At 38.8% G+C, this 26086-nt stretch carries 22 protein-coding genes and 1 pseudogene; 18 read left to right on the top strand and 5 right to left on the bottom strand.

Going from position 1 to position 26086, the window contains the following annotated elements:
- The first annotated feature begins 29 nt into the window (after positions 1–29).
- The 4 genes from FHS57_RS24985 to FHS57_RS24970 all read left to right on the top strand — a co-directional run bounded on the left by FHS57_RS24985 (position 30) and on the right by FHS57_RS24970 (position 2648).
- The gene (locus tag FHS57_RS24985) at positions 30–380 is read left to right on the top strand and encodes a helix-turn-helix domain-containing protein (protein ID WP_183978496.1); all 351 of its coding nucleotides are present in this window, start codon (positions 30–32) and stop codon (positions 378–380) included.
- A gap of 206 nt (positions 381–586) precedes the next feature.
- Positions 587–1168, top strand: a complete 582-nt coding sequence (locus FHS57_RS24980) for a hypothetical protein (RefSeq protein WP_183978494.1) — start codon at positions 587–589, stop codon at positions 1166–1168.
- A gap of 1 nt (position 1169) precedes the next feature.
- Entirely contained in the window at positions 1170–2120 is a 951-nt protein-coding gene (locus FHS57_RS24975; RefSeq protein WP_183978492.1) for a hypothetical protein, read from the top strand.
- A gap of 45 nt (positions 2121–2165) precedes the next feature.
- A complete protein-coding gene (locus FHS57_RS24970) occupies positions 2166–2648 on the top strand; it encodes a hypothetical protein (protein ID WP_183978490.1) in 483 nt (160 codons plus the stop codon).
- A 223-nt stretch (positions 2649–2871) separates the two neighbouring features.
- Here FHS57_RS24970 and FHS57_RS24965 read toward each other — a convergent pair whose 3' ends face one another.
- Positions 2872–3330, bottom strand: coding sequence for a hypothetical protein (locus FHS57_RS24965; protein ID WP_183978488.1), 459 nt, complete (start codon positions 3328–3330; stop codon positions 2872–2874).
- A 152-nt stretch (positions 3331–3482) separates the two neighbouring features.
- Here FHS57_RS24965 and FHS57_RS24960 point away from each other — a divergent pair, with 152 nt between their 5' ends.
- From FHS57_RS24960 to FHS57_RS24910, 11 genes are all read left to right on the top strand, one after another.
- Positions 3483–5024 carry an alpha-N-arabinofuranosidase gene (locus FHS57_RS24960; RefSeq protein WP_183978486.1) on the top strand — a complete coding sequence of 514 codons (1542 nt, stop codon included), beginning with the start codon at positions 3483–3485 and terminating at the stop codon, positions 5022–5024.
- Positions 5025–5310: 286 nt separating this feature from the next.
- On the top strand, positions 5311–6531 hold the full coding sequence (locus FHS57_RS24955) for a site-specific integrase (RefSeq protein WP_183978484.1): 1221 nt from the start codon (positions 5311–5313) through the stop codon (positions 6529–6531).
- A 340-nt stretch (positions 6532–6871) separates the two neighbouring features.
- Positions 6872–7474 (top strand): toll/interleukin-1 receptor domain-containing protein, encoded by a 603-nt coding sequence (locus FHS57_RS24950; protein ID WP_183978482.1) that lies wholly within the window; start codon positions 6872–6874, stop codon positions 7472–7474.
- A 7-nt stretch (positions 7475–7481) separates the two neighbouring features.
- Positions 7482–9086 carry a KGGVGR-motif variant AAA ATPase gene (locus FHS57_RS24945; RefSeq protein ID WP_183978480.1) on the top strand — a complete coding sequence of 535 codons (1605 nt, stop codon included), beginning with the start codon at positions 7482–7484 and terminating at the stop codon, positions 9084–9086.
- A gap of 298 nt (positions 9087–9384) precedes the next feature.
- Positions 9385–10107, top strand: a complete 723-nt coding sequence (locus tag FHS57_RS24940) for an NRDE family protein (protein WP_183978478.1) — start codon at positions 9385–9387, stop codon at positions 10105–10107.
- Positions 10097–11545, top strand: a complete 1449-nt coding sequence (locus FHS57_RS24935; RefSeq protein ID WP_183978476.1) for an AMP-binding protein — start codon at positions 10097–10099, stop codon at positions 11543–11545. The genes FHS57_RS24940 and FHS57_RS24935 overlap by 11 nt, the downstream gene beginning before the upstream one ends.
- A complete protein-coding gene (locus FHS57_RS24930) occupies positions 11542–11772 on the top strand; it encodes an acyl carrier protein (protein WP_183978474.1) in 231 nt (76 codons plus the stop codon). Before FHS57_RS24935 ends, FHS57_RS24930 begins: the two co-directional genes overlap by 4 nt.
- Positions 11759–12583, top strand: a complete 825-nt coding sequence (locus FHS57_RS24925) for a glycosyltransferase family 2 protein (RefSeq protein WP_183978472.1) — start codon at positions 11759–11761, stop codon at positions 12581–12583. The genes FHS57_RS24930 and FHS57_RS24925 overlap by 14 nt, the downstream gene beginning before the upstream one ends.
- Positions 12584–12594: 11 nt before the next feature.
- Positions 12595–13404: an alpha/beta hydrolase gene (locus FHS57_RS24920; RefSeq protein ID WP_183978470.1), complete on the top strand. Its 810-nt coding sequence runs from the start codon at positions 12595–12597 to the stop codon at positions 13402–13404.
- Between the two features lie 2 nt (positions 13405–13406).
- Entirely contained in the window at positions 13407–13985 is a 579-nt protein-coding gene (locus tag FHS57_RS24915; RefSeq protein WP_183978468.1) for a DapH/DapD/GlmU-related protein, read from the top strand.
- Positions 13986–13989: 4 nt separating this feature from the next.
- On the top strand, positions 13990–15186 hold the full coding sequence (locus tag FHS57_RS24910; protein WP_183978466.1) for a toll/interleukin-1 receptor domain-containing protein: 1197 nt from the start codon (positions 13990–13992) through the stop codon (positions 15184–15186).
- Between the two features lie 15 nt (positions 15187–15201).
- Here the strand turns inward: FHS57_RS24910 and FHS57_RS24905 are convergent, their stop codons facing one another.
- Positions 15202–17937, bottom strand: a complete 2736-nt coding sequence (locus tag FHS57_RS24905) for a hypothetical protein (protein WP_183978464.1) — start codon at positions 17935–17937, stop codon at positions 15202–15204.
- 28 nt (positions 17938–17965) lie between these two features.
- On the bottom strand, positions 17966–19657 hold the full coding sequence (locus tag FHS57_RS24900) for a toll/interleukin-1 receptor domain-containing protein (RefSeq protein WP_262889962.1): 1692 nt from the start codon (positions 19655–19657) through the stop codon (positions 17966–17968).
- 96 nt (positions 19658–19753) lie between these two features.
- On the opposite strand from FHS57_RS24900, the gene FHS57_RS24895 reads away from it, so the two are divergent.
- Positions 19754–19993, top strand: coding sequence for a hypothetical protein (locus FHS57_RS24895; protein WP_183978460.1), 240 nt, complete (start codon positions 19754–19756; stop codon positions 19991–19993).
- The gene (locus FHS57_RS24890; protein WP_183978458.1) at positions 19993–20619 is read left to right on the top strand and encodes a hypothetical protein; all 627 of its coding nucleotides are present in this window, start codon (positions 19993–19995) and stop codon (positions 20617–20619) included. Before FHS57_RS24895 ends, FHS57_RS24890 begins: the two co-directional genes overlap by 1 nt.
- 8 nt (positions 20620–20627) lie before the next feature.
- Here FHS57_RS24890 and FHS57_RS24885 read toward each other — a convergent pair.
- A pseudogene (locus FHS57_RS24885) lies at positions 20628–20918 on the bottom strand (TIR domain-containing protein); the annotation flags it as partial.
- Between the two features lie 298 nt (positions 20919–21216).
- Here FHS57_RS24885 and FHS57_RS24880 point away from each other — a divergent pair.
- Positions 21217–23604, top strand: a complete 2388-nt coding sequence (locus FHS57_RS24880; protein WP_183978454.1) for a P-loop ATPase, Sll1717 family — start codon at positions 21217–21219, stop codon at positions 23602–23604.
- 14 nt (positions 23605–23618) lie between these two features.
- On the opposite strand, the gene FHS57_RS24875 is transcribed toward FHS57_RS24880, so the two are convergent.
- Positions 23619–26003 carry a COR domain-containing protein gene (locus FHS57_RS24875; protein WP_221225730.1) on the bottom strand — a complete coding sequence of 795 codons (2385 nt, stop codon included), beginning with the start codon at positions 26001–26003 and terminating at the stop codon, positions 23619–23621.
- Between the last annotated feature and the right edge of the window lie 83 nt (positions 26004–26086).

Raw genomic sequence — 26086 nt, 5'->3', positions numbered from 1 at the left:
ACAATTAATAGTTGTAAAACTTTTAGCCCATGAGTCAATTTGGAATTAATCTAAAAAAATACCTTAAAAAAAGAGGCATGACAGACGCTATGCTTGCAGAAAGATTGAACATCACACAGCAAGCAGTAAACAACTGGATAAATACTGGCTCACAACCACGCTCAAAAAGACTTGCTGAAATAGCTCAAATTTTAGGGGTAACGACCAATGACCTCCTAGAATACAATGAAGCTGTTGTTTACGATTCTGAATACGTTACAGTTAGGAGAGATTTGATGGAAGCAAAGGATAGAGAAATAGAGTATCTGAGAAAGATAGTGCAGTTGTCCGAAGAAAAAGAGCGGGTTAAAAATATTGCTGTGGTTTCACCTAAACAATAACAGTAACTAAGAGTAAGTACATGAAAATACCCCTCCCTTAGTAATAAGGACAGTAAGTGTAGTTTTCAAAGTAGGCATAGCGGTAAGTTCCATCAACCGAGTGTAGGCAAATGGGTTTGCAAATATGCTTTTTTATGCGGAATTTTAACGACTGACTTAGTAAATGGTTTATTCAACAAGTAATGAAACAATTATACCTATTCTTAATGAAATCAATCAGTTTAACTGTTGTTCTGCTTTTATATTTACAAGTAACTTATGCACAGTACATCGGCACACAGTATAGATTTATAAATACGAAGTCTGGTTTTGAAATTAGCTGTCCTAACTCATTAGATTTATGTTTTCTGAAATACAATAATGGGTCAGAATTTTTAATAGATTTTCAGGGACGTAAATCATTCTCACCAGAATATGACAATGGTCGTAAATTATTGGGGAAATATTATTTCAATGATGAGTACTCGGGTTATTATGTTAGACAACGAGACAACAAACGTTTAAATTTTCGAGTAGCTCAGGAATCTGATTTTGAAGACTTAATTTCTGATAAGCAGATTGGAGATCATCTTATAGGTGAAAGGGTAAAAAATTGGATTTTTGCTAAGAAAGAGGAATACTTAAAAATAACTCGTATTTCTAATGACGGTTTAAACAGAAAGCTTGGATTTCATCTAAAAGATTATAAAAGTGGCAAGCAATATTATCTTATAGTCGAAGTGACGTATCAATTTAATCATTCATTCAGATTGAATAAAATTCAACAAATTTCATACACAAGTATATAAAATGCACAAATTATTAGTGTTGGTTTTAGGTATATTTTTAATTAGCTGTGACAGTAAAGAACTTACAGATGAGCAATTGAAAAGACTTATCTATAGTAAACTTCATAGCGAAAAAGTCGTTCCTAATACAACAAAAGACAGCCTGTTTGATTTTATTTATCGCTTTGATTTTGACCATGATAGAGATAGTACCGAAATTGGGGTCTATAGGGAGATAGAAGATAACAAACACTTGACTGTTTTAGATTTATTTACTTATGTAGATGGAGATTTGAAGCGTATCTTATCTGACACAGTTAGTTCGGAGAGATATTTTCATCGAATTTCTGCCATTCAGCAGGAAAATCAAAACTTTGTGATTATCTGGGAAAACCCTTACGGAGGTTCCTCTGGCAATAAGCCGCTTTGGTTTAGAAGGTATTTCGAGTATAAAAAGGATTTAATGACTGAGCTACCTATAAGCAATGATATTAAAGAAATTCAAGGAGGAAGTTTTTGGCATGACCTAAAGCCAACTATGATAGTTAGAAATGAAGATATAGGCCAGTCTTATGAACTCATACTATCAAATGACTTACTAAATATTAAGCCAATCCAGCATGGTAGTCCAAATAAAGCAATGATTGAGTGTTTAGAAGACTCGCTTGGTCAGGTAGAAAAATTACTTTATACAAACCCTAAATTAAAACAAGTAAAATCACTAAAGTTTGCAAACTTTTTATACAATAAAAGTATAATTGGTGATACCATTAAGATGAAAATGAACGAACGAATAATTATATGTGGTTGCTCAGATTTTAAACTATTTCAATGGGAAATCAATGGCAAGCTACCCGTAGCCGACGATTCTACTTTTAAAAATCGTTTTTTAACTGCTAAAAGAACAGGAATTAGTAAAATCTACTTAGACAAGTATTCCAATGAAGGTGTTTACCTGAAAGTAACTAATTAATAAAATTTATATTTTTTCAACTTTATAGCTTAGTAAATAATTTATATGAGAGTTTTTTCAACATTATCAGTTGTCTTTATTATTTGTTTAGCTTCTTGTAGTAAAAGAATCTATGTTACCCCAAACCAACTTTCCGAATGGACAAATGATGGAGTAGATATAAAGAAATTACAGTATCTAAATACAAGAGGGTTTGAATGGGAAACGCGTAATCAAACCAAGAATGTAGATATAAAATCAGGTGAGTTGCAAGTAAAAAAACAAAATGTAGTCAACAAAATTTTTGTAAGAGCTAATACTATGGGCGTATTAGACAAATACATTGAAGATAGTAACGAAATGTTTATTGGATTGTATCTGTCATTTGACAAAGACGAGCCACCACTTTATTTCACAAGCGTCAACCCTTGGACAGCATTTGAGTATAAGCTAGATGGAGATGTTAAAACCATTTTGTACGTTCTATCGTCAGATGTCAATAAGTACAAATACAACAAAAAAAGGCTCAAGGGAGTAAAAGTTCAATAGAGAAAACATAGAAATAGTATAAATCGACGGGCATCAACTATCGTCGTTTTGATATTTAATTTAAAAGTTTCTCAGAAAAGTTTAAGATACATAGTTTTGTTTTTGGGGTTAAACATCTGATTAAAAGTGTTTTAACTATGGTTCTTATGTAGTCCCAGCGGGATCACAAAAGAAAGAAAAAGCCTCAAAACGCACTGTTTTGAGGCTTTTTTGTTAGGCTATTTTAGCGTCCGCCTTGGTACAAGACCTTCTTTTTTTCTTCCAAAGTATATACACCTTTCCATTGCGTTAGAAGATAATTTCCATTGCCCCAAGTTCCTGCACCGTTATCTTGGAGTGGCGACAAAATAATGGAACTGTCTGCCAGTGTTGGCAAAAACAATTCCACCTCTCCCGCATTTTCTTTGGCATCATCGGCAAAAATCACAAAGGCCGAAACCGTCTGATTTAAGGTCGTATCTTGAGGGTTAAGGCGAACACCCTGCTCAAATAATCGCACACAATTATTTTTTACCGACGACCAAGTATAGCCTGCCGAGCCTTTGCAACCGTGTTTGTCGAGATCACCGCCAACAATCGGTACCTCCGCTACTTTGGTGGTATCATTTTGGGTACTTTCACCTTGCTGCGTTTGGCACGCACCTAAACCCATGAGTAGCGCCCAACAAATTGTCTTCTTCATTTTTTTTTTTTTTTTTGATAAGCAAATTAGGTTCTCCCTAGAGAAGTGGTAAAAAAAATAAATCTTCTTGAATTCAGGGTATAGAATCATGAAAATATCATTTTTACTTAGTAATAGTAAAAATAACCATATTCTAACTACTCAGTAAATCAATGAAGAAAGTACTACTATCGTTGGTCGCCTGTTGGCTGGTACTTGACGTAATAGCCCAGACAAAAATTACGCTCAATAGTGACTTAGCCAAAACTCAAATCAACAAGCACATTTACGGGCATTTTGCTGAACACCTTGGGCGTTGCATTTATGGCGGCATTTATGTAGGCGAAGGGAACACAAAAATTCCTAACACGGCAGGGGTTCGTAACGACGTCATTCAAGCCTTAAAGGACCTCAAAATCCCCAACCTTCGCTGGCCTGGGGGATGTTTTGCAGATACATACCAATGGAAAGACGGAATTGGTCCAAAAGACAAACGCCCTAAAATGGTAAACGTTTGGTGGGGAGGCGTAACGGAAGACAATAGCTTTGGTACGCACGACTTCCTCGACCTTTGCGAGCGTATTGGAGCCGAACCATATTTGGCAGGTAATGTAGGGAGCGGAACAGTCAAAGATTTGGTTGATTGGGTTTCCTACGTTAATCATCCAGGGGGTAGCCCAATGGCCGAGCTTCGTAAACAAAACGGCCGTGAAAAACCTTGGAATGTTCAACTTTGGGGAGTCGGAAATGAAGCCTGGGGCTGCGGTGGAAACATGACCGCTGAGTATTACGCGAATATTTACCGCCAATACGCCACATTTATGGCCGACTGGAACAACACTGGCAAACTGTATCGAATCGCCTCAGGAGCAAGTGACGGCGATTACCAATGGACAGAGACATTGATGAAAAACATTCCTCATAACATGCTTTCGGGGGTTGCGTTGCACCATTATTCTGTCATTAGTTGGACTGACAAAGGCCCTTCTGTTAATTTCAACGAGCAGGAGTATTTTAAAATCATGGATGAGGCTTGGAAAATGGAAGAGTTTGTGACACGACATAGCACCATCATGGACAAATACGACCCTGAGAAAAAAGTGGCCTTGATTGTCGATGAATGGGGTGGCTGGTACAGCGTAGAACCTGGCACCAATCCTGGGTTTTTGTACCAACAAAATACCATGCGTGACGCGATGATTGCAGGTCTAACGCTCAATATCTTCAACAATCACGCTGATCGTGTTCGGGGAGCTAACCTCGCCCAAATCGTCAACGTGCTTCAATCGGTTATTTTAACCAATGAAGAGAAAATGTTGCTCACCCCAACGTACCACGTGATGAAAATGTACAACGTTCACCAAGATGCGCTGTTGGTACCTATCAGCATTGAATCGCCATCTTACGAGTTTCAAGGAAAAAAATTGACGGCAGTTTCTGCTTCTGCTTCAAAAAATGCCGCTGGCGCCATGACAATCTCGCTGACGAATATTGATTACAGCAAGCCGCACGAAATAACCATCAACTTACGAGGTGACGAGTTTTCAAAAGTGTCAGGTCAGATACTCGCTTCTGCCAAAATCAATGATTTCAATAGTTTTGAACAACCCAACAAAATCACAGTAAAGGAATTTGCAGGTGCGAAGCTCGACAAAGGAGTGTTAAAACTTACGATTCCTGCCTATAGCGTCATTACGCTAACACTCAAGAAGTAATTTTTTTTATAGTTAATATAAAAAAAGCACTTACAGTTTTAACCGTAAGTGCTTTTTTATTGTCGGGATAGCGGGATTTGAACCCACGACCCCTTGCCCCCCAGGCTATTTGTTTTAGTTTTTTGAAAATTCTGATAAATTATAAATAATTGATAATCAACAATTATGGAAAATATTTATTTGCTATTAATTGTTGATTGTTGGCCTTTTTTATTACTTTTGTTTAAACCATGTTTAAACCAAGGGGAAAGGAAGCGTCCCCTTGCATTCCAGCAATTACACTTTTATGACGACAGCAAAAGTAATTTTATTTACTTCAAAAGTACTTAAAAACGGCGAGCATCCGATCATGTTACGCCTGATTCAAAACCGAAAAGTCAAGTACTTGAATATAGGTTTGAGTTGTGCCAGTGATATGTGGGATGAGAAAACTCAACTACCAAAGAAAAAGCATCCCTTGGCGAAGGAAATCACATACAGGGTCAACTCAATAACAACGAATGCTAACCGTGAAATTTTGAACCTAGAAAACGAAGGTAGAGCCTATTCACTTGAAGAACTGACCGATATACTTCAAAGCTCAAAACAGAAGACCACCTATAGTGTGTTTAGCTACTTTCAAGAAGTTATAGAACGGAAAGAAAGAGCGGATAAAATAGGATATGCGGATGCATTCAAGGCTACTTTATTGAAATTAAAAAACTATCGTAGAGGTAAAGACTTGGAGTTTACAGATATAAATTTCTCGTTCCTAAAAAAATATGAAGAGTGGCTAGATGCTCAAGGACTACAACCTAATTCCATTTTTTTATACTTACGTACATTTAATACCCTTCTTAATTATGCCCGAAAAGACAAACTCGTAAAAGATGACTACCATCCATTCAAAGAGTTCAGCTTTGCCAAGTACCGCAGAACAAAAACACGCAAAAGAGCTATATCAAAGGACGAAATGATGAGTATTGCGCAGTTCTCCCCCGATACTCAATCTAGGCTCTTTCATTCTCGAAATTACTTTTTGTTCAGTTACTACTGTGGAGGAATCAACTTCGTGGATATGGCTAACTTACGCTGGAAAAATATTGAGAGAGGACGATTGCTATATACCCGCCAAAAGACAGGAGAGGATTTCAATATTTTACTACTTCCCCCAGCATTAACTATCTTAGAATGGTATAAAAATACGAACTACCTGGGGGATGATTCTTATATTTTCCCAATTTTATCAGATTTTCATAAGACTGCTAAACAAATCAATGATAGGGTACACAAAGTGAACGGCCAAACAAATGCTGATTTAAAAGAAATTGGACGCTTACTGGAAATAGCTGTTCCCTTGACGACCTACGTCGCTAGACATTCTTTTGCTACTATTCAGAAAAAGAACGGTACGCCTACTGCTGTAATCTCTGAGTTGTTGGGGCATGATAGTGAGAAAACGACCAGAATTTACCTAGATAGCTTTGGAAATGACGTGCTTGATGAGGCAATGAAAGCATTGATGTAGTGTTGAGCGCAAGTTGGCAAAATAGGACCCATCCTTACCCTCCATTAGTTTCTTACCATCTTCTACCTCAATTTGCGACGCGAGTAGTGAGAGCTATCTAACCTTTTACAGCCATTCCTGATGTATTTGAAGTATGGATATGGTGATAATAATCTCAAGATTTTGAGATAAGAGTAGTTTGTTTTGAGCAATTATGGTATCGCTTTGTATGAAGGTGTCACTAAAATAAGCACTTTCCCCTTTGAAGCTGCAATAGACCCACGGTAACTTTATTGAATACTATTGTTAAAAAGTGTATTTTTAAGACTGTAATTATTTACCCCACAAATAATAGGAACCAATGGCCTACAAATACGAAGTATTCATAAGTTACCGCCACGAAAGCCTATCCAGAGACTGGATTCACAAATGGTTTTTACAAACATTCAAAGATCATTTTGAGTCTCTTTTTCAAAAAGAACAGGGAATTATATTTATTGACACTTCCGAAATCCTCTCAGGAACTCATTGGGAATCAAAGATTAGAGATGCTTTGTTGCATTCTAAATTGATGATTTCTTTTTGGACTCCCAAGTATTTCAGCCCAGATTCTTATGGCTTAAAAGAGTTAGCTTTTATAGATTACAGACAGAAAAGACTTAATTTAGGGGTTGAAAAAAGCCTTGTGATTCCAATACGATTACGAGGCGAATATACTTCTACATCTTATCTTCAATATATCAACTTCGAACCTCATTTATCTATCCCCCGTGGTAAACCACCGCGTAGTTTAGAAAAAGAAATTAAAAAGCTTGCTAACGAAGTTTTTGAGCGATTGGCTCATGTTCCAGAATGGCAGGACGATTTGGCATCCGAGCATTGGATAACCGAAGCTGAAAGCCATATTCCAGTAGTTAAATCCATTTGTAATATAAAACCTTGGGCTTGCCCGTCAATCACTTAGATATAATATGGAAGGAAAAATTGTCACATTTTATTCGTATAAAGGAGGCGTTGGGCGAAGTATGGCTTTGGCCAATATAGCTGTGTTGATGAAGCGTTGGGGCTACAACGTCCTTATACTTGATTGGGACTTAGAAGCGCCTGGATTGGAAAACTTTTTCAAAGATTATATTTCATTGGAAGAGTTCCAGCAAAAAGAAGGTATTGTAGATTTATTGTTAAAATATACTGAAAATAGCCCTATTGATTGGCATGATATTGTTCAAAACATCCCCTTTGAGTCAAACCAAAAAGGGCGACTTGATATGATTACGGCTGGGTTGAGGCACGAAGAGTATTTTGCCAATGTCCGAAAGTTCGATTTTAATAGCTTTTATACAGAACATGAAGGAGGAGCATACATTGAAACCCTACGGGAACAGTGGAAGAGTAACTACGACTTTGTCTTAGTAGATAGCCGCACGGGGGTAACTGATATTGGAGGCGTATGTACGGTACAACTCCCAGATATTGTAGTTCTACTTTTTACAGCAACGGAACAAAGTTTACAAGGAATTTTACGAGTGGGGAAGAAAATCAACGCATCCCTTAAAAAACTTCCCGTTGAACGATACCACATTTCCATTTTGCCAATTCCAAGCAGATTTGAAAATTTGACAGAATTTAAGATAGGGCAAGAATGGTTAGAAAGATTCTCCAAAGACTTGCTCCCTTTGGTTGAAGACTGGCTGCCAGAAGAATACGGCACTCCAATCAGGTTTAAAGCCCTTATTGAATTCTTTAAAATACCTTATATACCATATTTTAGTTTTGGTGAGAAGCTTCCAGTTATTGAGCAAGGCACTAATGACACCACAGGTATAGGTTATGCTTATGAAAACCTTTCGTTATTACTTGCAAATGATCTACAAGACACGGAACTGTTATTTACTAATCGAGATATTTTGTTTACAAAAGTTAATAAAATTAGAAATAATATTTACAAAACTGTTCAATATGATGTTTTTATCGCTCGCAAAAGCCAGGATGCTCACTTAGCCAAAAATCTCTATGATTTTTTGACGAATAAGGGATTGAAGGTGTTTGACGCTGACCATAGCTTACCAGAAATGGGTAATGTGGATTATAGCCGTGCCATTGACGAGGCATTGGTCAATACTGAGCATCTGATAGTAATGGGCAGCTCAGTCGAAAATATCACCTCACCTTGGGTCGAAGCAGAATGGCGTTTTTTCCTGAATCGTAAGCGTTCGGGGCAGGCAAAGGGAAATTTGTTGACAGTAGTAACAAATACGCTTAAAATTGATGAATTACCACCGAGTTTGCAGAATTATGAAGTGTTTTCGATGAACATAAGAAATTTTGATACAATTTACTTATTTGTATCCCCTCAACTATCTGATTATCTACGTAAAAATCAAATTTTTTTATCTGATCGTGAGAAAGAGTTATTAAAATTAATTTCACACGGTCTTACCTCTAATGAAATTGCCACCGAAATGAATTTATCTAAATATACGATTGAAGAATATCGAATGATGCTTATGAAAAAATTTAAAGCTAAAAATTCAACACACTTGGTTAAGTTAGCATATGAGCATGAAGTACTTTAATTCCTTTTGAAGGTATTATTATAGTAATGATGGGTGGGCATAACCCAAAAAGTGGGTAATCTTGTAGATTTGAAGTTGAAAAATCAAAATATTACATCTCCCGTAATCGCTCGCCTCTTGGCGAGTGATGATGATTCAAAGTCATCATGACGGCTTGAAGCCTTTGAATATTGCTCACTCGGCAGAGCCAAGCGAGTGTGAGGGGAAATTTTTGAACGACTCATACTATCATACAATAGAGTTTTTTGTATCTTATCTCCCAAAAGTAGTCGCTTAACATAGAAATTTAACACAAAGCATGTGTATAGCTATTATTCAAAAGTCCCAAAACCCGTCCTTTTCTTTTTTTATTGCTATTAATCGAGAAGAAATCTATTCAAAAAAATGGAAAAAAGTAGCTATGCACTGGCCCAACTACCCCCATTGCTATGGCTATTTAGATATTGAAAGTGGTGGTACATGGTTAGCTTACACAGAGCACCTAATGGGTATAATTATCAATCGTGAATTTCCAATTAATCTAAAACTCAATACTCGGGCATTTGTGGTTTTAGAAGCATTAGAGGGTGCTATATCCATACAAGACGCTATTCAAAATCTTGATTACCTTGATTTTTCACTTATCAAGCCATTTAATCTCTTGTTAATAGATAAGCAGTCAGTTTGGTATGGAACAAACTGGGTTAGTACTATTAGAGCAAAAATCCAATTCACTCAATTATGTCAAGATCTAATTGTACTAAATCGGACAAGTCCAAATGACTTCGATCAAATAAGAGTTCATCATGCTTTCCAAACTTTTAGCCACCTCGTTCAACCCAACCCAGTTCTTAATCAATGGATGGCTTGGGAAACTGAATTGACAAAAACTTGCTTGACTACAAGTCCAAATGATGAGTATGAACTTTGGTTAAAATCAGCCAATTGGGGAACGCTTTCGTCAGATATTATTGCTGTTGAACTTACAAAAAAAACTCCTTTTTTAATTCATTCCGTCAAATCAAAAAATCATGATACCTGATTTTATTCAAATGTTATTACTAAGGCAAAATAGCCAATCAGTAGCCGTCAGTGAAAGAAATCGAGATTGGACGTATCAAGAGTTTGTGCGTGATGTGCAAAACGCCCAAGCATTTTTCTTACAAAAGAGAATCGAAAAAATCTTAATAGCACTTCCTCAATCATACTACGCCTATGTACTCGAATGGGCAGCCTATACCGCAGGGATTACCTTTTGTCCCGTGAGTATTACGACTCCAATAGACCGATTACATTATTTTATATCGCAGTTTCAGCCTGATTTGATTTTTGCGGAAGTAACTATTAGGCATGAGACGACTCAAATAGCTCCTCAGACCTTTTTTAAAGGTTTAGAAAAATCTGGACACCTACTGTCGCCCAAAAACCTTGAAATAGCCTATGTAATTTTTACTTCTGGCTCTACTGGAACTCCCAAGGGTGTTATGGTGAAACGTACAGGATTGGATAATTTTTTACGATGGAGTACCACAGAATATCCCGTAGGTGAAAATGACGTTTGGGGGCAATACTCAAATTTAAGTTTTGATTTGAGTATATGCGATATTTTTACCGCTCTCTGCAAGGGGGCTTGCCTCGTACCCGTAGCAACTCCTGCCGAAAAACTTTTGCCAGGTAACATTATCAAAAACAAAAAGATTACTTTTTGGCACTCCGTTCCAAGTGTAGTGGATGTACTAAGTAAAGCCAAACAACTCAAACCCGAAACATTAAGCTCACTTAAAACCATTACTTTTTGCGGTGAGAAGTTATTCCCTTCGCAATTGGAATTACTTTTTGAGGCTAACCCAAACTTGTTGATATATAACACGTATGGTCCCACAGAAGGGACAGTATTTTTTACATTCATTAAATTGACAAAGGAAAACTATAAAGATTTTGCCAACAATACAATTTCAATTGGTAACCCTATTGAGGGTTATAGGCTTCATTTACAGCCTTATAACGAAGACAACAGCTTAGGAGAAATCATTATTCTTAGCGATTACTTGGCCAAAGGCTATCTCAATAATCCTGAAAACAAAGCTTTTGGAACAATTCAAAACGAAAGTAAACGATACAGTGCGTATTTTACAGGTGATTATGCAGAACAAATTAACGAAAATTTGTACTTTGTGTGTCGTAAAGACGCTCAAATCAAAGTTATGGGGCATCGGGTAGATTTGAGCGAAATAGACCACGAACTCCGTAATTTTGGTTGCCATGCCAGTATTAGCACTTTTTATCGGAATAAAATTATTTCTTTTGTAGTCGTAGATAATTTTAACGAAGCACAGATAATGGCTTATCTAACTCAGAAACTACCCCCATACTATATTCCAAACTTGGTGATAGCCAAAGAGCAGTTCAGCTATAACAATAGTAGTAAAATAGACCTAAAACAATTGATCCAATCCATCGAATATTTGTTTGAAACATGAAAGAAAAAGTAATTGAAATCATTGCAGTGGTGTTGGAATGTAAGCCCGAAACTTTGGACGAAAATTCAGGTCTGGGCCGCCATTACAAGTGGGATAGTTTAGGCCATGTTGGTATCATGGTGGCACTTGAAGAACACTTTCCAATTCATATAGATGAATCTAACATCGAACAGCTTTTGACCATTAACCAAATCTTTGACTATTTAGAACAGCATGTCTCGCACTAATCCCAAAGGTGACTTGGTGTCGGTGATTATTGCTACCTATCAGTATGATTTAGACCGACTCGCCAAAGCCCTCCAAAGCGTATTTGACCAGACCTATGCACCCATCGAAATCGTGATTTGCGACGATGGATCGACTGTACCCTTAACTACGGCAACAGAGCAATTGTTGACCAAATGCCACAACCACCAAAATATGCCCATAGTACTAACTGCTAATCTCCAAAATAGGGGTATCTCAGCAGCCCGAAACAAAGCCGTGGCAGCCTCAAAAGGCAAATGGTTGGTGTGGTTGGACGACGACGACACTTTGGCAGCGGACTGTATCGAACAGTTGATAGTACACTCAGAAGGATATACAATGGTGATAGGTGAGTGCATCGTATCTGAAAATGGAACAGTAACTCGCCGCAAGCCTAAACCCTATTTTGAGGAGGCCAAACAATATTTTCGTACTAAAAAAGACCCTTTTTTGCTCAATATTATTTCCATTCAGCCGCAGTTGGTTGACAAGATAACTTTTGACCAACTGAGAGGCTTCGATGAGAGTTTTCTTTATGCAGAGCTAACAGACTTTTTTTTACGATATTTACTACTCAAAGGTATAAGTACACTTGACTTTATTGAGGAGGCTATCTATTTTTATGACAGAACAAGGGAGGGTACTGTTACATCTAAAAGAGAGATATTATTTAAGTATAGATTACAGGCACTCAATCGCTATAAAGAAGGTATCAATATAGTACACAAACTCTATTACAATAAACGTGACTCCATTTCTATGATGCAAACATACAAATTAGCAAATCTTTAAATGTTCAAAAAATGAAAAAGAAAATCAAGTTTAAAAGTTTTGATGGAACTAATTTAGTTGGTATTTTAACTATTCCAAATGGAAAAATAAAAGCAGCATTTTTGCTCGTCCACGGTATTCCATCAGATAAAGATGAGTGGGGTTTCTACAAAGATTTAACCTTTTTTTTAGAAGAAAATCAAATAGCGTCATTTAGGTTTGATTTCAGATATAATGGGGAAAGCCAAAAGGGTAAATTTAAAAACCTAACTATATCAGCTCTTTTAAATGATATTGAAAGCGCATTTTGGCAATTGAGAAACAGTTTTACAGAAGATTTGGCATTGTATGTGGTAGGTACAAGCTGTGGAGGCGGTATATTAATAAAGTGGTTGAATTCTTTTAAAAGACCTATAAAAAAAGCCTTCCTAATGGCTCCTGTATTAGACTATATGTTTGAAGTGGCAGGTAAAGAAAAAGCTCATTTTGTTGATAAATTCAGTACTCTAACAGATGAAGACTTAATAAAAATAAAGAAAACAGGGGTACTAAACGAAGATGTAGGATATGGTATTGGAATGCTTAATGAGGCAAATATATTTGATATAAAAGATGAATTCAATAATTGTCATATTCCAATACATATTTTTCATGGCAAAGATGATACAATAGTTCCCATTGATATTACTCTAAGAAGTATTTCAGACTACGATAATATCAAACTTACAGAGATCCCGAAAGCAAATCATGGTTTTGCGGTGGAAGGTGATGATGACTTAACACACCCTGACACCAAGGCTAATCATTTTTTTATTTACAAGAAAATCTTAAAATCAATTTAATCATGAATGCATACATCACAGAAAAAGTCCATTTTTTTGGCATTAAATCCATCGGTTTTTTCTCAATTGTTGGAGATGAGAAAATGTCTACTACTATTGGCGATAATGCTAAAATTGGGAGATACTGTATCGTTGAAGGTGACGTAATCATAGGTGATAATTTTGAAATGGATGATTATTGTACTGTGTATCAAAATTGTAGGATTGGTAATAATGTAAAATTGTTATATGGTAAAAAAATATATGGAAAATCTATGATTGGTAACGATTGTATAATTGGGGGCCATATTCCTGAAAGATGTATTTTAGCGGATAGAGTGACTTTTATGGGGGAGGTTGCTCATAGTCATTATAATCCAACCAGAGATTGGAATACTACTGATGAGCCATCGCCTGTAATAGGGGAAGGTAGTATAGTGGGTGTTAATGCAATTTTGGTGGGAGGCATACATATTGGCCAAAATTGCTATGTTTCTGCTGGTGAAATTCTCAGAACTGATTTGCCAGACAATACAATATTCATCAAAAATGAAATAAAAGAGATAAAATATTTTAAAGGTCTTATTAGAACCCGATATTGAAATTATGGAAAACTTACATGAAATTTTTTATAGAGTTTGGTTTCCAAAAGATACCCAAGAAATCACCATAATAGGAGCTACGGACTTTGAGGACTTGAAAAGAGGTCAGATAAATTATGAGAATTTAGCATTGATTGATGGGATGGGCGATCGAGATGCTATATTTAATATTGGTCTACTACTTTCCAGAAGATATCCTAATGCAAGAATACATTTAGAATTATCTCATAATACAGAAATAAGAGGGTATAATTTTAGAAAAAATTTGGTTATTGTGGGTGGACCAGGTGGTGATGAGTATTATAATACCTCATTGAATCAAATAATAAAAGACCCTAATAATCATGCTTGTAGGCGATTTAGCGATTTTAGCCCTCCTACCAAAATTAGATATACTAATGATGCTCAGAGTTTGATTTGTGAAAACGACCTATATACATCTGAATACCAGAACATCATTGATGAACAGGGTAAATTATCTAAAAGTTTAGTACTTGATTATGGCTATTTTTCAGCATTCCCTAATGATTATGATGAGTCAAAATTCAGAGTAGTAATGATTCATGGAATTCATACTTTGGGCGTATTAGGAGCTTCAAAAGTTTTTGATGATGACACCGACAGAGATACTTTAAATAATTTTAGAATTTTGAAAGAAAGAGTAAAAGATGATGAATATTCATTTGAGACTTTTTTTAAAGTTAGAGTTGATGGCTTTACCGTTTTTAATCCCCAAATAGACTCGGACAAAGTTTTTTTATACAATGAACCAGGCATTTTTGACAAAACAACTCATGAAGTTTTTCTCAGCCATTCTTCAAAAGATCGAGATTTAGCGTTAAAAATCAAGAAAGAGTTGGAAGAAAAAAATATGTCGGTATTCATGGCCCCTTGGGGTATGGAGTTAGGAGACTGGGAACCACAACTTAAAGCAAAAATCAGACATGAAGCTTTAAAAATACTGGTATTAGTACTTACCAAAAATAGTCAAGAGTCACCAGTTGTAAATCTTGAACTCAAAACAGCTCTCAATGAGCGCAAAGAGGTTATTTGTTACCAACCAGAGAAATTGGACATCCAACCTACACTTGATTCGTGGATTAGAGATAAACATAATATATTGGCTTATCAAGAGATATATCCAGATCCAATCCAAGAGTTGGTTGTTAAAGTCAAACAATATTTGGATAAGAGCCGATGAGGCTGGTGCTTTATTTTATCCAAGTTTCCCCCTCAACACCCCAATAAACGCCGCGATGCCCTCAATCAGCTTCGTATCTTTGGCTACTTCGATTTGGGCGAGGCGGGCGGTGGGTACGAGGTCTAAATGCTGCTTTTGCGAGCGAGCCAAAGTCTTAAAGGGTTTGTCATTTTTCCAGTGCTGAACGCTTCCCGCAATTTCGGCGGGGTCGTTCAGGAGAGGTATCCAGCCATCTAAGAGTTTTTCAGCGCACCAGCGGCGATGTTCCAGATTTGCCACTTCTTGGTAATCCTTCAACCCCTTTTGCAGCCACTCTCGTAGCTCTTGGGCAATGGAGGTGGTGGTGTCGGTAGCCCGCTGTTTTTCTTCCAAAGTCATGGTTTCCCAGACGAGGCGCATTTTCACAAAAGCGTGGTCGGCAAAAAGGCGGTTTGATTCTTTGTCCATTTCTTTTTTACTACGCCAGTTCACTTTTGCCCGTTCGATGATGTCGGCGGGGGCTTCGACTTCCCACGATTGTTGTTTGTCAATGACCTCGTCGTAGTAGAGCGCGGCCAACTGCGGGAGTTGATCCAAGGCACGGTCACGGATGGAACGAGCGGAACATTCGTTGAGGAAATTGCCAAAACACACCACGGGTACGTGCGGAGCCAACTCGTTGAACCGTCGTTCTACCAAGGCCGTTTCTGCCTCGTTGGGGAAATTGTAGTAGCAAAACACCTGCACATCGCAGCGGTTTTGACCATTGAGCGGCTGCTGTTGGAGGGCGTTGAGGCGTTCGAGCAAACTACTCAAATGCGCCGCCGAAGCAAACTCATCTTCCAACGTAAAATAAATGCTCACTATACCCTCAGGCCGCAAAGCATCGTAGAGGGGCTGAGTGTCGTGGAGCAAGGAAAAATCGTTTTGGGGCAATTTGTGAAAATGCAACGAAATATGGCCAAATACTTCGTCCAACAACTCACGTCCCAGCACGTTATCAAACGCCGCAGGAATAGCATCGGGGGCTATGAGAGCGGCCAAGCAGGGATTCATGGCCGCAAAAGTGGCCTGCTTGTCGGTGGCATCTTCGGCAAAGACGTGAACCGCCAATTTTCGTCCTTTGCCAAAATGCCCCATTTTGAGGCAATTGCGCAAGATTTCGTGGCCCAAATTGCCAAACCCAAAGATAAACACGTGGCTGGTGTCGTTGGATGGGTTGTGGTAAAAACGATCAATCGGATACTGAATCAGTAAACGACGGGCAATGTTTTCGTAGAGGTTGAACGAATAAATGCTGACATTGGGGAGTTTGTGCGTAAACTTATTGAGAAACTGCCGCTTGCCCGCGTCCTGCACCTGCACGTACCAAGTGCTCTGGGACGAGTGGTTTTGACGCTCCACCAACAGCCTGTCCATTTGTTGAACCAAGTGGAGGTTTTCGCTGTCATCGTCGCCAAGGATATATACTTCTTTGGCACGCTGAAAACCTACGTCTTTCAATTTGACGGGCACTTGTGGCTCATCGCCTATGACAATGGCCCCTTGCTGCTGACTGTCTTCGTAGTAGGGCGAGTCGTGGTCGTGTTCAAGGGCAACCACCCATTCTCGCCGAAGACGTAGGTCGGTGAGAACATCAAAACTTTTTTCATTGAGGCCCAAAATCAAGTTAAACGGACGAAAAACCCGACCAAATAGCCAGCGAACTACTACTCTTCTGGCAGTATCACCCATGAGAAGCACCACCGCTACGCTGGCCGAATACATAAAGAAAATCAAACCTAAGACTTTGCCCCACACATACGTAGGCGAATAGGCACTTGCCTCGTAATCGAAAGGGGGTGGGAAAATGGCACTGAACTTGATGGCTTTGTAAAATGCCTCCCACCACGGAATGTGGTGTACGGTAGCGTTAGGTAGGTGAGCGGCGTGTTCGGCATAGCTATGAATACCAATCCCTCCCACAATAATGGTCGCCGTAAATAAAAGCAAGGTCATAAAATATTTGAAGAACCCGTAACGGTATTCGACAAACCAGCGCCACGTTTTGCCCCACCATGACAACTCCTTGGGTATTCCGCCCGTAAGCGTTATCCAGGAATAGGCCGTGCCGAGTGGTAACAACGCATTGATGGAAGTAGTATCAAAAAAACGCGGAATGGGATACGGATTTTTTTGGCGAGGTGTGAGTAAATGGTGCAAACGAAATACTTGACGGTGCTTATCACGGAGACAGCTCAACCGCCGTCCATCGGCATCTTTGCCCGTGCGGGCCATCGTGACCACCTCCCAGGTGCCACCCGTCAAACCCGTGTCCACGCCGTTCCAGAGGGCGATCAGCTCATCCGAATGACGGGCGATTTCCCAGCCCACAGCGCGGTAGGGGTCTTGGCCTTCCGATTGGGCGACTACTTCCACTGCCTCTGCCGTTTGGAGCAATTCCCGAAAAAGCTGCTTTTGTGGCTCTGACTCAAACTGAGAGAGGTACTCCTCTGGCGCAAAGGGCAAGACGGCAATGTACTCGATTTTGAGCTGACGCGCCACGTAGCACAGCAGTAAATCCGCTCCCTCGGCCATGCCACTGAGCAGCAAAAGCCGCTTGTGGGGCGTTTCTTGCTCCAAGGCTTGCAATTTGGCCTTGACGTAGCCCAACAACTCCCCCGCCACCTCGACTTTATCGCCGTTGATAATTACCTTCCAATCTTTCTCCAATAAATCTCGATGACCCGTGATGCCGAGGATGAGGGAATTGTTTTTATGTTTGATGTGCATAAAACTATGTTTACATTGATAGTAAAAGCTAAGTATTCTTAATCTCTTCGAGAATTTTTTGCGCAGATGGAGAACCTTGCTTTCCTTTCTCTAAGTATTCCAGAGCTTTTTTGTAGTCTTTCTCTACGCCAAGACCATGAATATATATAACACCTAAAAGACAATACCCATCAGGGCTTTTTTGTTCGGCGGCTTTCTCCAAATATTCAAGCGCTCTTTTGTAGTCTTTCGCCACACCTAAGCCTTGAAGATACATACGACCTAAGCCAAAATATCCATCAGGGCTTTTTTGTTCGGCGGCTTTCTCCAAATATTCAAGCGCTTTTTTGTAGTCTTTCGCCACACCTAAGCCTTGAAGATACATACGACTCAAGCCAACATATCCATCAGAGCTTTTTTGTTCAGCGGCTTTCTCCAAATATTCAAGCGCTTTTTTATAGTCTTTCTCTACGCCGAGACCTATAAGGTATATGCCTCCCAAAAGAGCAAATCCAGTAGAATTTTTTCGTTCGGCAGCTTTCTCTAAGTATTCAAGTGCTTTTTTGTAGTCTTTCGCCACACCTAAGCCTTGAAGATACATACGACCTAAGCCAGCATATCCATCAGGGCTTTTTTGTTCGGCGGCTTTCTCCAAATATTCAAGCGCTTTTTTATAGTCTTTCTCTACACCTAAGCCTTGAAGATACATATGACCTAAGCCAACATATCCACTATAACTTTTTTGTTCCGTGGCTGCCTCCAAATATTTTAATGCTTTTGTATGGTCTTTTTCAACCCCTAAGCCTTTTAAAAACATGTAGCCTAAACCAGCATATCCATCTGGGTTCTTTTGTTCGATTGCATTATGAAGACATTCTAATGTTTTTTCATAGTCTTTCTCGACACCTAAGCCATGAAGATACATAAGTGCTAACCCAACATAACCATCAGAGCTTTTTTTTTCGACTGCTTTCTCAAAGTATCTTATCGCTTTTTTGTAATCTTTTGCCATTCCTAAGCCTTTAAAAAACATATAACCTAAACCAGCATATCCATCCGGATTGTTGGTATCAACTAATTTTTGAAAATATTCTAATGCTTTTTGATAATCTTCTTCTATACCTAAGCCTTTAAAATACATTTGACCTATCTTGTATTGTGCGGTAGCATGGCCTTTTTCAGCGGCTTTTCGATACCATTTCACCGCTTCTGTGTAATCATTTTTGGCGTAAGATTCTTTCCCTTTCTGAAACCATTCCTCTAATTGGCTTTGCGTTGGGGTAATATTTGGCTTCGCAGGTGGCGGCATATGTTCCTTTTGCGATGTAGCAGGTTTCACATACGCCAGCACTCGCTCAAAATAGACATTCTCTAATACTATAACCTGATAATTTTGCAAACTCGGGGGTAATTCATCAATTAACCTTTTTTCGGTAACTACTGTGAATAAATTCCCTTTCGCCTTTCCTGAACGTTTACGATTCAAGAAAAAACGCCACTCAGCTTCTACCCAAGAAGAGTTGATATTTTCTATGGAGCTACCTAATACTATCATATGCTCCGTATTGACCAATGCCTCGTCAATGGCACGGCTATAATCGGCATTGCCCATTTCTTGCAGGCTGTGGTCAGAGTCAAAAACTTTCAACCCCTTACTTGTCAAAAAATCATAGAGTTCTTTGGCCAAGTGGGCGTCTTGGCTTTTGCGGGAGATGAATACGTCGTAGTGGGTGGGGGGCATGGGTGCGGGAGTCAGTCCTTGCAAAATTTCTCACCAAATTAAAATATTATTCGCAAAACGAATGTTATCTTTGGTAAAAATAAATGAAGCGATTTTATGAGTACTGTCAAAGCCAAAACAACAAGTCGTCGTAGCCAGATTTTAAACCCTGCCACGGGGCATTATATTCTGAGAGATGCGGATTCGAGGCAGTTTATCGAAATCAAAACCGATGGGAAACCATTCAGTGGTGTTGCTGTTGAGCGTAACCCTTACAAAGCTAATCCCTCCGTTAAAAAGAGCCTCGCTCGTAAAGTAGAAAAAGCGATAGTGGCTTTGTCGAAGAAACGTGTTTGATGAAAAAAGCCAATCCTAACTACGCACTGAGCGTTTTTATCAACTGTCCATTTGATTCCACTTATAACCCCCTTTTTGAGTCCCTGATTTTTGGAGTCCACGCCTGTGGATTTATCGCTCGTTGCGCTCTTGAATCCAATAATTCCAACGACATTCGTATTCAAAAAATCGTCCGCATGATGGGGGAATGTAAACTTGGCATCCACGACTTATCTCGCATCGAAACTGCCCAAGGGCTTCCTCGTTTCAATATGCCGCTCGAACTGGGGCTATTCATGGGTTGCCAACAGTTCGGTGGAAAATCACATAAGGAAAAAAAATACCTAATTTTAGATACAGATGGCTTCCGCTACAAACAATTCATCTCCGATTTGGGTGGACAAGACATCAAAAGCCACCGCAACGACAGCCTACAACTGATTCAATCGGTGCGTGATTGGCTGAGTGAGCATACTACCCGAAGTCTGCCTCACGGTAGCTACATTTTTGAGAACTATCAACGATTTCACCAAGATTTACCCGAACTGTGTACTTCCTTAAAATGGACAATGGATGAACTTACCTTCTCAGAATTCGTAGCATTGACTGTTTCATGGCTTTCTGAGAATATGGTCTATTCAACCTAATGTTGTTTCTACTTCTTCAAAGCCTTCTGCACCGTTCTAATGTCATTGGAAATGTATTCAGGATTGGCTTTTTTGATGAAAGGGGGTACGTAGTTGCTCCCTTTGGGACGGATAGCAATTATTATTTTACCCAACTCTTGTGCTACTTCAATCTCCATCCGCACGTAGGATTTACGAGGCAGGCCACTCGTTGTCAGCACAAATACATGCGTACAACCCCGCATCTGCGATTTGAAAACTTCTCTCAACTCATTATCATCTTTCACTTTTCGTTGTCTGTGCTGCGGTATCGAATGATTCCAGACCTTGTATTCCTCTGAGAGTTTGAGTTTTTAACAATCTTCTTGTAGGACATGGTATCACAGATACAAATGTAAACCCTGCGATAATTAAGTGTTAAGACCTCTTCTTTATGGCCAAGTAAAAAGCACCCCGCGACAACGGTACATGTTAAAATCCACATAAAGGCACATTGTTATAAGTCGTAAATTTTATAGTAATTGACCGTTTGATAAATTTTTTGTTAAGATTTGATTAAGAAGTATATACTTACTCCTTTACACGCAATAGTCTTCATTCCCCAAATCCTAAATCATTATGAGAGGAAAAATATTTATTTCATACTCTTACCCTTTAAATTCAAAAATCAAATTTTTGGTTGAGTACTTGCGGAAAGAATCTGATAATCTTTATGAGGTTTTGTTTGATACGACTCATGTAGATCACCATCATCATGGAAATATACGAGCTTTTATTGAGCAAGTTGAACAAGCAGATGTTGCCATTCTATTTTTATCAAAAACTTATCATGACAAAGTTCGAGAGCAAGATGAGAACGTTGGAGTGTATGATGAATACAAAAGAATTGTGAATAGATACAAAAAGCAAAAGACCAATGGCTATTACCAACTTCCGACAAAAGAGAACAACAAACTGATAACCAGTAAAGTACTGAAGATTGTCAAATTTTTCAGAGTGATTCCAATCATGGTAAGTGGAAACATGCCTGAATCAGTCCCCAATGACCTCATCATCGAGCATCTAAAAGTTTTTGACTTCTCAGGTCTGCATGTTACTGAAAAAAACGGAAGATTGAGTGCTCCAACTTTCAAAAAAGAGTTCAAAAAAGATATGGACTCAATACTGGAAGAGATTAAAGATGTTTGCAGTGCCTATCAAGAGGAGTTTAAACGAAATTGGCAAACCGAATTTCATGAATTATTTGAAGATACAAAGGCCCGTTGGCATGACTATGAAACTTTCCAAAAATATAAAAAAGCCTTTGTGGAAACACGGGTATATGGAAAAATAATAAACCAATCAACAAAATTTTTAATTGGAAGAAAAGGAAGCGGAAAATCTACACTATCAGATATTATACCACTATTAGACCAGAACCAATACTTAGGTTCTATTAGGATTAATATTGACAAGTTTCCTATGGAAATGATATATACTCTCCTTTTTCAAAAAGATAAAGGGGTTAAATCTGATTTAAATTTGCTTTCTTTGAGGGATTCAATGATACGGGCTTGGGAAATTTTCATTATTACCTGTTTTATTGAGTTAACTATAACAGATTTGGCACAAGATAAAAATTTCGAAATAGATGACGATACTTTTGGACTATTTTGGGCTTATCTAAAAGATATTTTAAAAGCCGAAGATCCAAGGGAAATTAGGACTTTCGAGGACCGCCATTCTATATATTTACTTCGTTCTTTTGAGCTTCTTTATAATTTCACAGAATCAAATAGGGCAGCCCTAGATAGTTTTGTAATTAGTGCCCAAAAAAGAGCGCATGATCCTTCTCTTTTCAGAAAATATGCTCTTACCAATCCGATTGTCGAAAAGCTACAAATAGTAACTAAGCGGCTAAAAGGAAGCAAAATATTTTTTAGCTTTGATGGATTCGATACTTCTTTTGACCTTTTTCGACGGAAAGATTATACTTTGGAGGAACATGATTTGGATGTAGAAATTCAGGAAAGAATAAAGTTCGAAATTGATTGGCTTTGGTCTTTCATTCAATTAATCATTGATGCCAAAGGCTTATCTCCCACTGTAAAAGGTGTATTTGATTTGCTTAACTATTGCATTACAATCCCTCGTGATAGATTCTTAGAGATTGAAAAGAGAGATCGGGACAAATATCGTTTCAATCATCAACAATTTGACGATTTACATTGGAGTGGTCCAGAACTATGTGATTTATTAGGAAAACGTTTAGAACTACTATCTGGTTATCCTCTTTTAAGATCCAAAACACCAATCAAAAAGTTTGAAGATTTATGCAAGACAATATATGGCACAATACCTTATGAAATTGATTTTAATTTCAATGGAAAACAGCATGTACGCATTCCTTTATTTTGTTATATATTAAGACACACATTTTGGAGGCCAAGAGAGATTTTATGGTATTATACTGGCATTTTAAATGCTGAGAGAAAAGCATCACAAAATGGCACTAAACTCACAACTGAAAAAATTAGAGAATTGGTAAGATTTACAACAGCGCAAGTCGTTGAGAGTGAATTTTTAGGAGAATTTGAATCTTCTTTTTTAAACATTCGTGATGTGTTAAACCGTTTTGAGGAAGCTGAACAAATACTTAACTATGAGGATTTGTACAAAATCTTGAATAACGTTGAATTCAAAATTACAAACAATAAAATTGCAACTATTGAGAGTAAAATTGACTATCTGTACGAAATCGGCTTTTTAGGTACATTTAACACTCAAAAGTCTATTTCAAAAAGTAATAAGAATAATTCATTAATGGATTATTCCTTTATTTTCACAAATGGGGTCGACCATGCCAGAAAAGCAAGTTCAAACTTTAAAAATGTTCTTTTTGTAATTCATCCAGTATTTTGCGAAAAGTATAGTATTGATACAAGCAAAAATGACTTCGTGCTTTCATTTACGATGGAAGATATTGAGAATCATGAGTTGGTAGTATTTGGTACAAGAAGAGGTTAGATGAGAATCTACTATCACCTCCTCTCCCAAATCCCCAAAACGCTTTCCCCAATCTCTTCCACAAAGCCTTTGACATAGTTTTGTACATAGCTACCGCCGTTGTGGTGGAGGAGGTTGCTGAAACTGAACTCTTTGATGCTTTGCGAGAGGCCGAAACGGCTGGCTAAGGGCTTGTAAAACTGCAAATTAGCGATTTCGTTGTCTTCTGCAATATAGCAAGATTTGACGTAAATCGGAGCAATCAATTTGTTGGGATTTTGTTGGGCGAGTTGCTTCATTTTGCCGTATTCTTTCTCCTGAATGTACGAAGACGTAAAAAACGTCGGACTCAACAAACAAATCAATAGGTCGTTTTGGGCGATGCGTTCTTGTAAAACCGTATCCCATAACATCCCCGTTTTGAGTTCGAGGTCGGTAAACGGATTGATGTTGATGCCGTGCTGTTTTTCAAAGGATTTGAGTTGTTTAGTCAGTTCATGGGTGAATGCCTCCATCTCGGTTTGGTCTTCGTGGCTGTAACACACAAAAACGTTGAGGGGCTTCCGTTCAAATTCTCGAAACAAAAACCAAAACGGCTCGGCATCCGCCAATTCGCCTTCTTCTTCATAGTTTTTGACTTTGTTTTGCCTGCCTTCTTTCGATTTCAAAAGGTGTTTCCACTTGGCTTTGGCCTTGATGCTGGGCAACACAACGTAAGCATCCGCTATTTCATCCGAGAAGTTCTCTTCCAGCAATGTCATCAGTACTCGCAGGGTTTGCTGTATCTTGTTTTTGTCTTTTTTGTTGAGGGAAATTTCAATTCTCCGTTCGGTGGGTTTACATTCAATAAACACACTCACTTGGTTTTCGTCGGTGTAGAGGAGGCCGTTTCGCCACAAAAACTGCTGTCGGTTTTTGATGAGGTGGCCTTTTTTGCTGATAATTCTGGAAATCAACGAACTGGGCAAATAGTACGAAAACTCCAACGTAAGGGCCAAGTCGTAGTTTTCTTCAATCAGGGAGTACAAACCAGCCGTGTGCAGCGGACATACCTCGGGCAGGTACTGCGGGGCTACAAAACGTTGGGGGTCTTGGTCGGGTATTTCAAAGATTAAATCAAAGGCTTTCATGGCATCCAAGAAAGTAGCCGCATCCATGATGTTGCCATCAATGACGGCATCGGCATCGTGAATGGTGAACTCGCCTTGGTTGTCGAGTACCTTCTGATTCAGGACTTTATAAATCGTTTGGTGCAGCCAGTTGGGGTCAATGAATACGATGTGGGCCAAACTGGGAATGTCTTTGAAATGAAAAATACGCCCGCAGAGGTTTTGGAGGTAGGTGTGCAAAAAGCCCTCGATGTCCTCAAATTTGGATTTACTGTTTTCTTTTCGTTCTACGATGTCTCGGTACTCGTCATAGCTAATCCAGACGGGCAGTTTTTGGTAGCTTTTGATGGGGGCGATTTTGTTCGCTGCTAAATACTCGTTCAGTTCGGGCGAGGGTTCTCTGTTCTGCATGTGAGCAGCCATCGAAGCCAGAATGTCTCTGATTTTGGGAAAATTGGCGTGTACTTCGTAGCGGTTGTTTTCGATTTGGGTACGGAGGGTTTGGAGGAGTTGTTCCTCGAAATCTCCGTAAGCATCGTAAAAACGGCGAGCAGAACGTTGGGTATCTTTCCCCGAATGATACTGGTACGCTTTCTGAATGTCTATGTGATAAAAATCCCCGCCCACTACCTCAAAAGGCAGGGTTTGGGATAGTTTTTCGTCCAACCTCATGCGTTGGTTGTGCTTGGACTCTTTGTGTTCGATGCCGCACTTGTTCTCTACCAAAAACAGCTTGGGTAGTTTGCTTTTGTCTTTTGATTGGTTTTGAGGGTCATCAATTTTACCCGATTGGGTGAGGAAAGCCAAGGTTTGAAGCCAATAGCGGTAGGGATAGTGTTGCACGGGAACTTCTACGGCCTGTACTTCCTCGCCTACTTGCATGTACTCGGTGGTGAGTTCCTGGGCGGGTTTGTCTTCGAGGTTTTTGTTGCAGACCAGCACGTAGGTGCTCTCACGAGTGACAAACAGCCGATGCGTGGCGTGGTAGTAGTCTTGCCCGCCAAAATCCCAGACGTTTACCCTAAAATTGCTATTTTCGGCTTGATAGTTGAGCGGCAAATCCATGGGTGTGTAGATGCCGTGCGTAGTGGTTTGCTTTTCATCAAAGGTTTTATTGCCCCAGTATTTTACCAAGGAAGTTTTCCCCGCCGTGCTGTTGCCCAGCAAGATGACTTTGAGTTGGTCATTTTGGATTTTGCCTTCGGCATCAAGAGTGTCGTAGTAGGCTTTGAGGGCGTCGTAACCTTCGCTAATGGCTTGTTCGAGGTTATAAGGTATAGAATAGTCGTGTGTTGATACATTTAGTAACACATTTAATTTTCCGTTCTGATAATTTGAGTTTTGTAATAATATTCTAAAATCAATAATGCCATTGCTAAGTATATTTAATTTTG

This window comes from Runella defluvii, from assembly GCF_014195535.1.
GTDB classification, from domain to species: domain Bacteria; phylum Bacteroidota; class Bacteroidia; order Cytophagales; family Spirosomataceae; genus Runella; species Runella defluvii.
The sequence above is the reverse complement of the archived record's forward strand: the minus strand, read 5'-3'. Positions and strand labels throughout refer to the sequence as shown.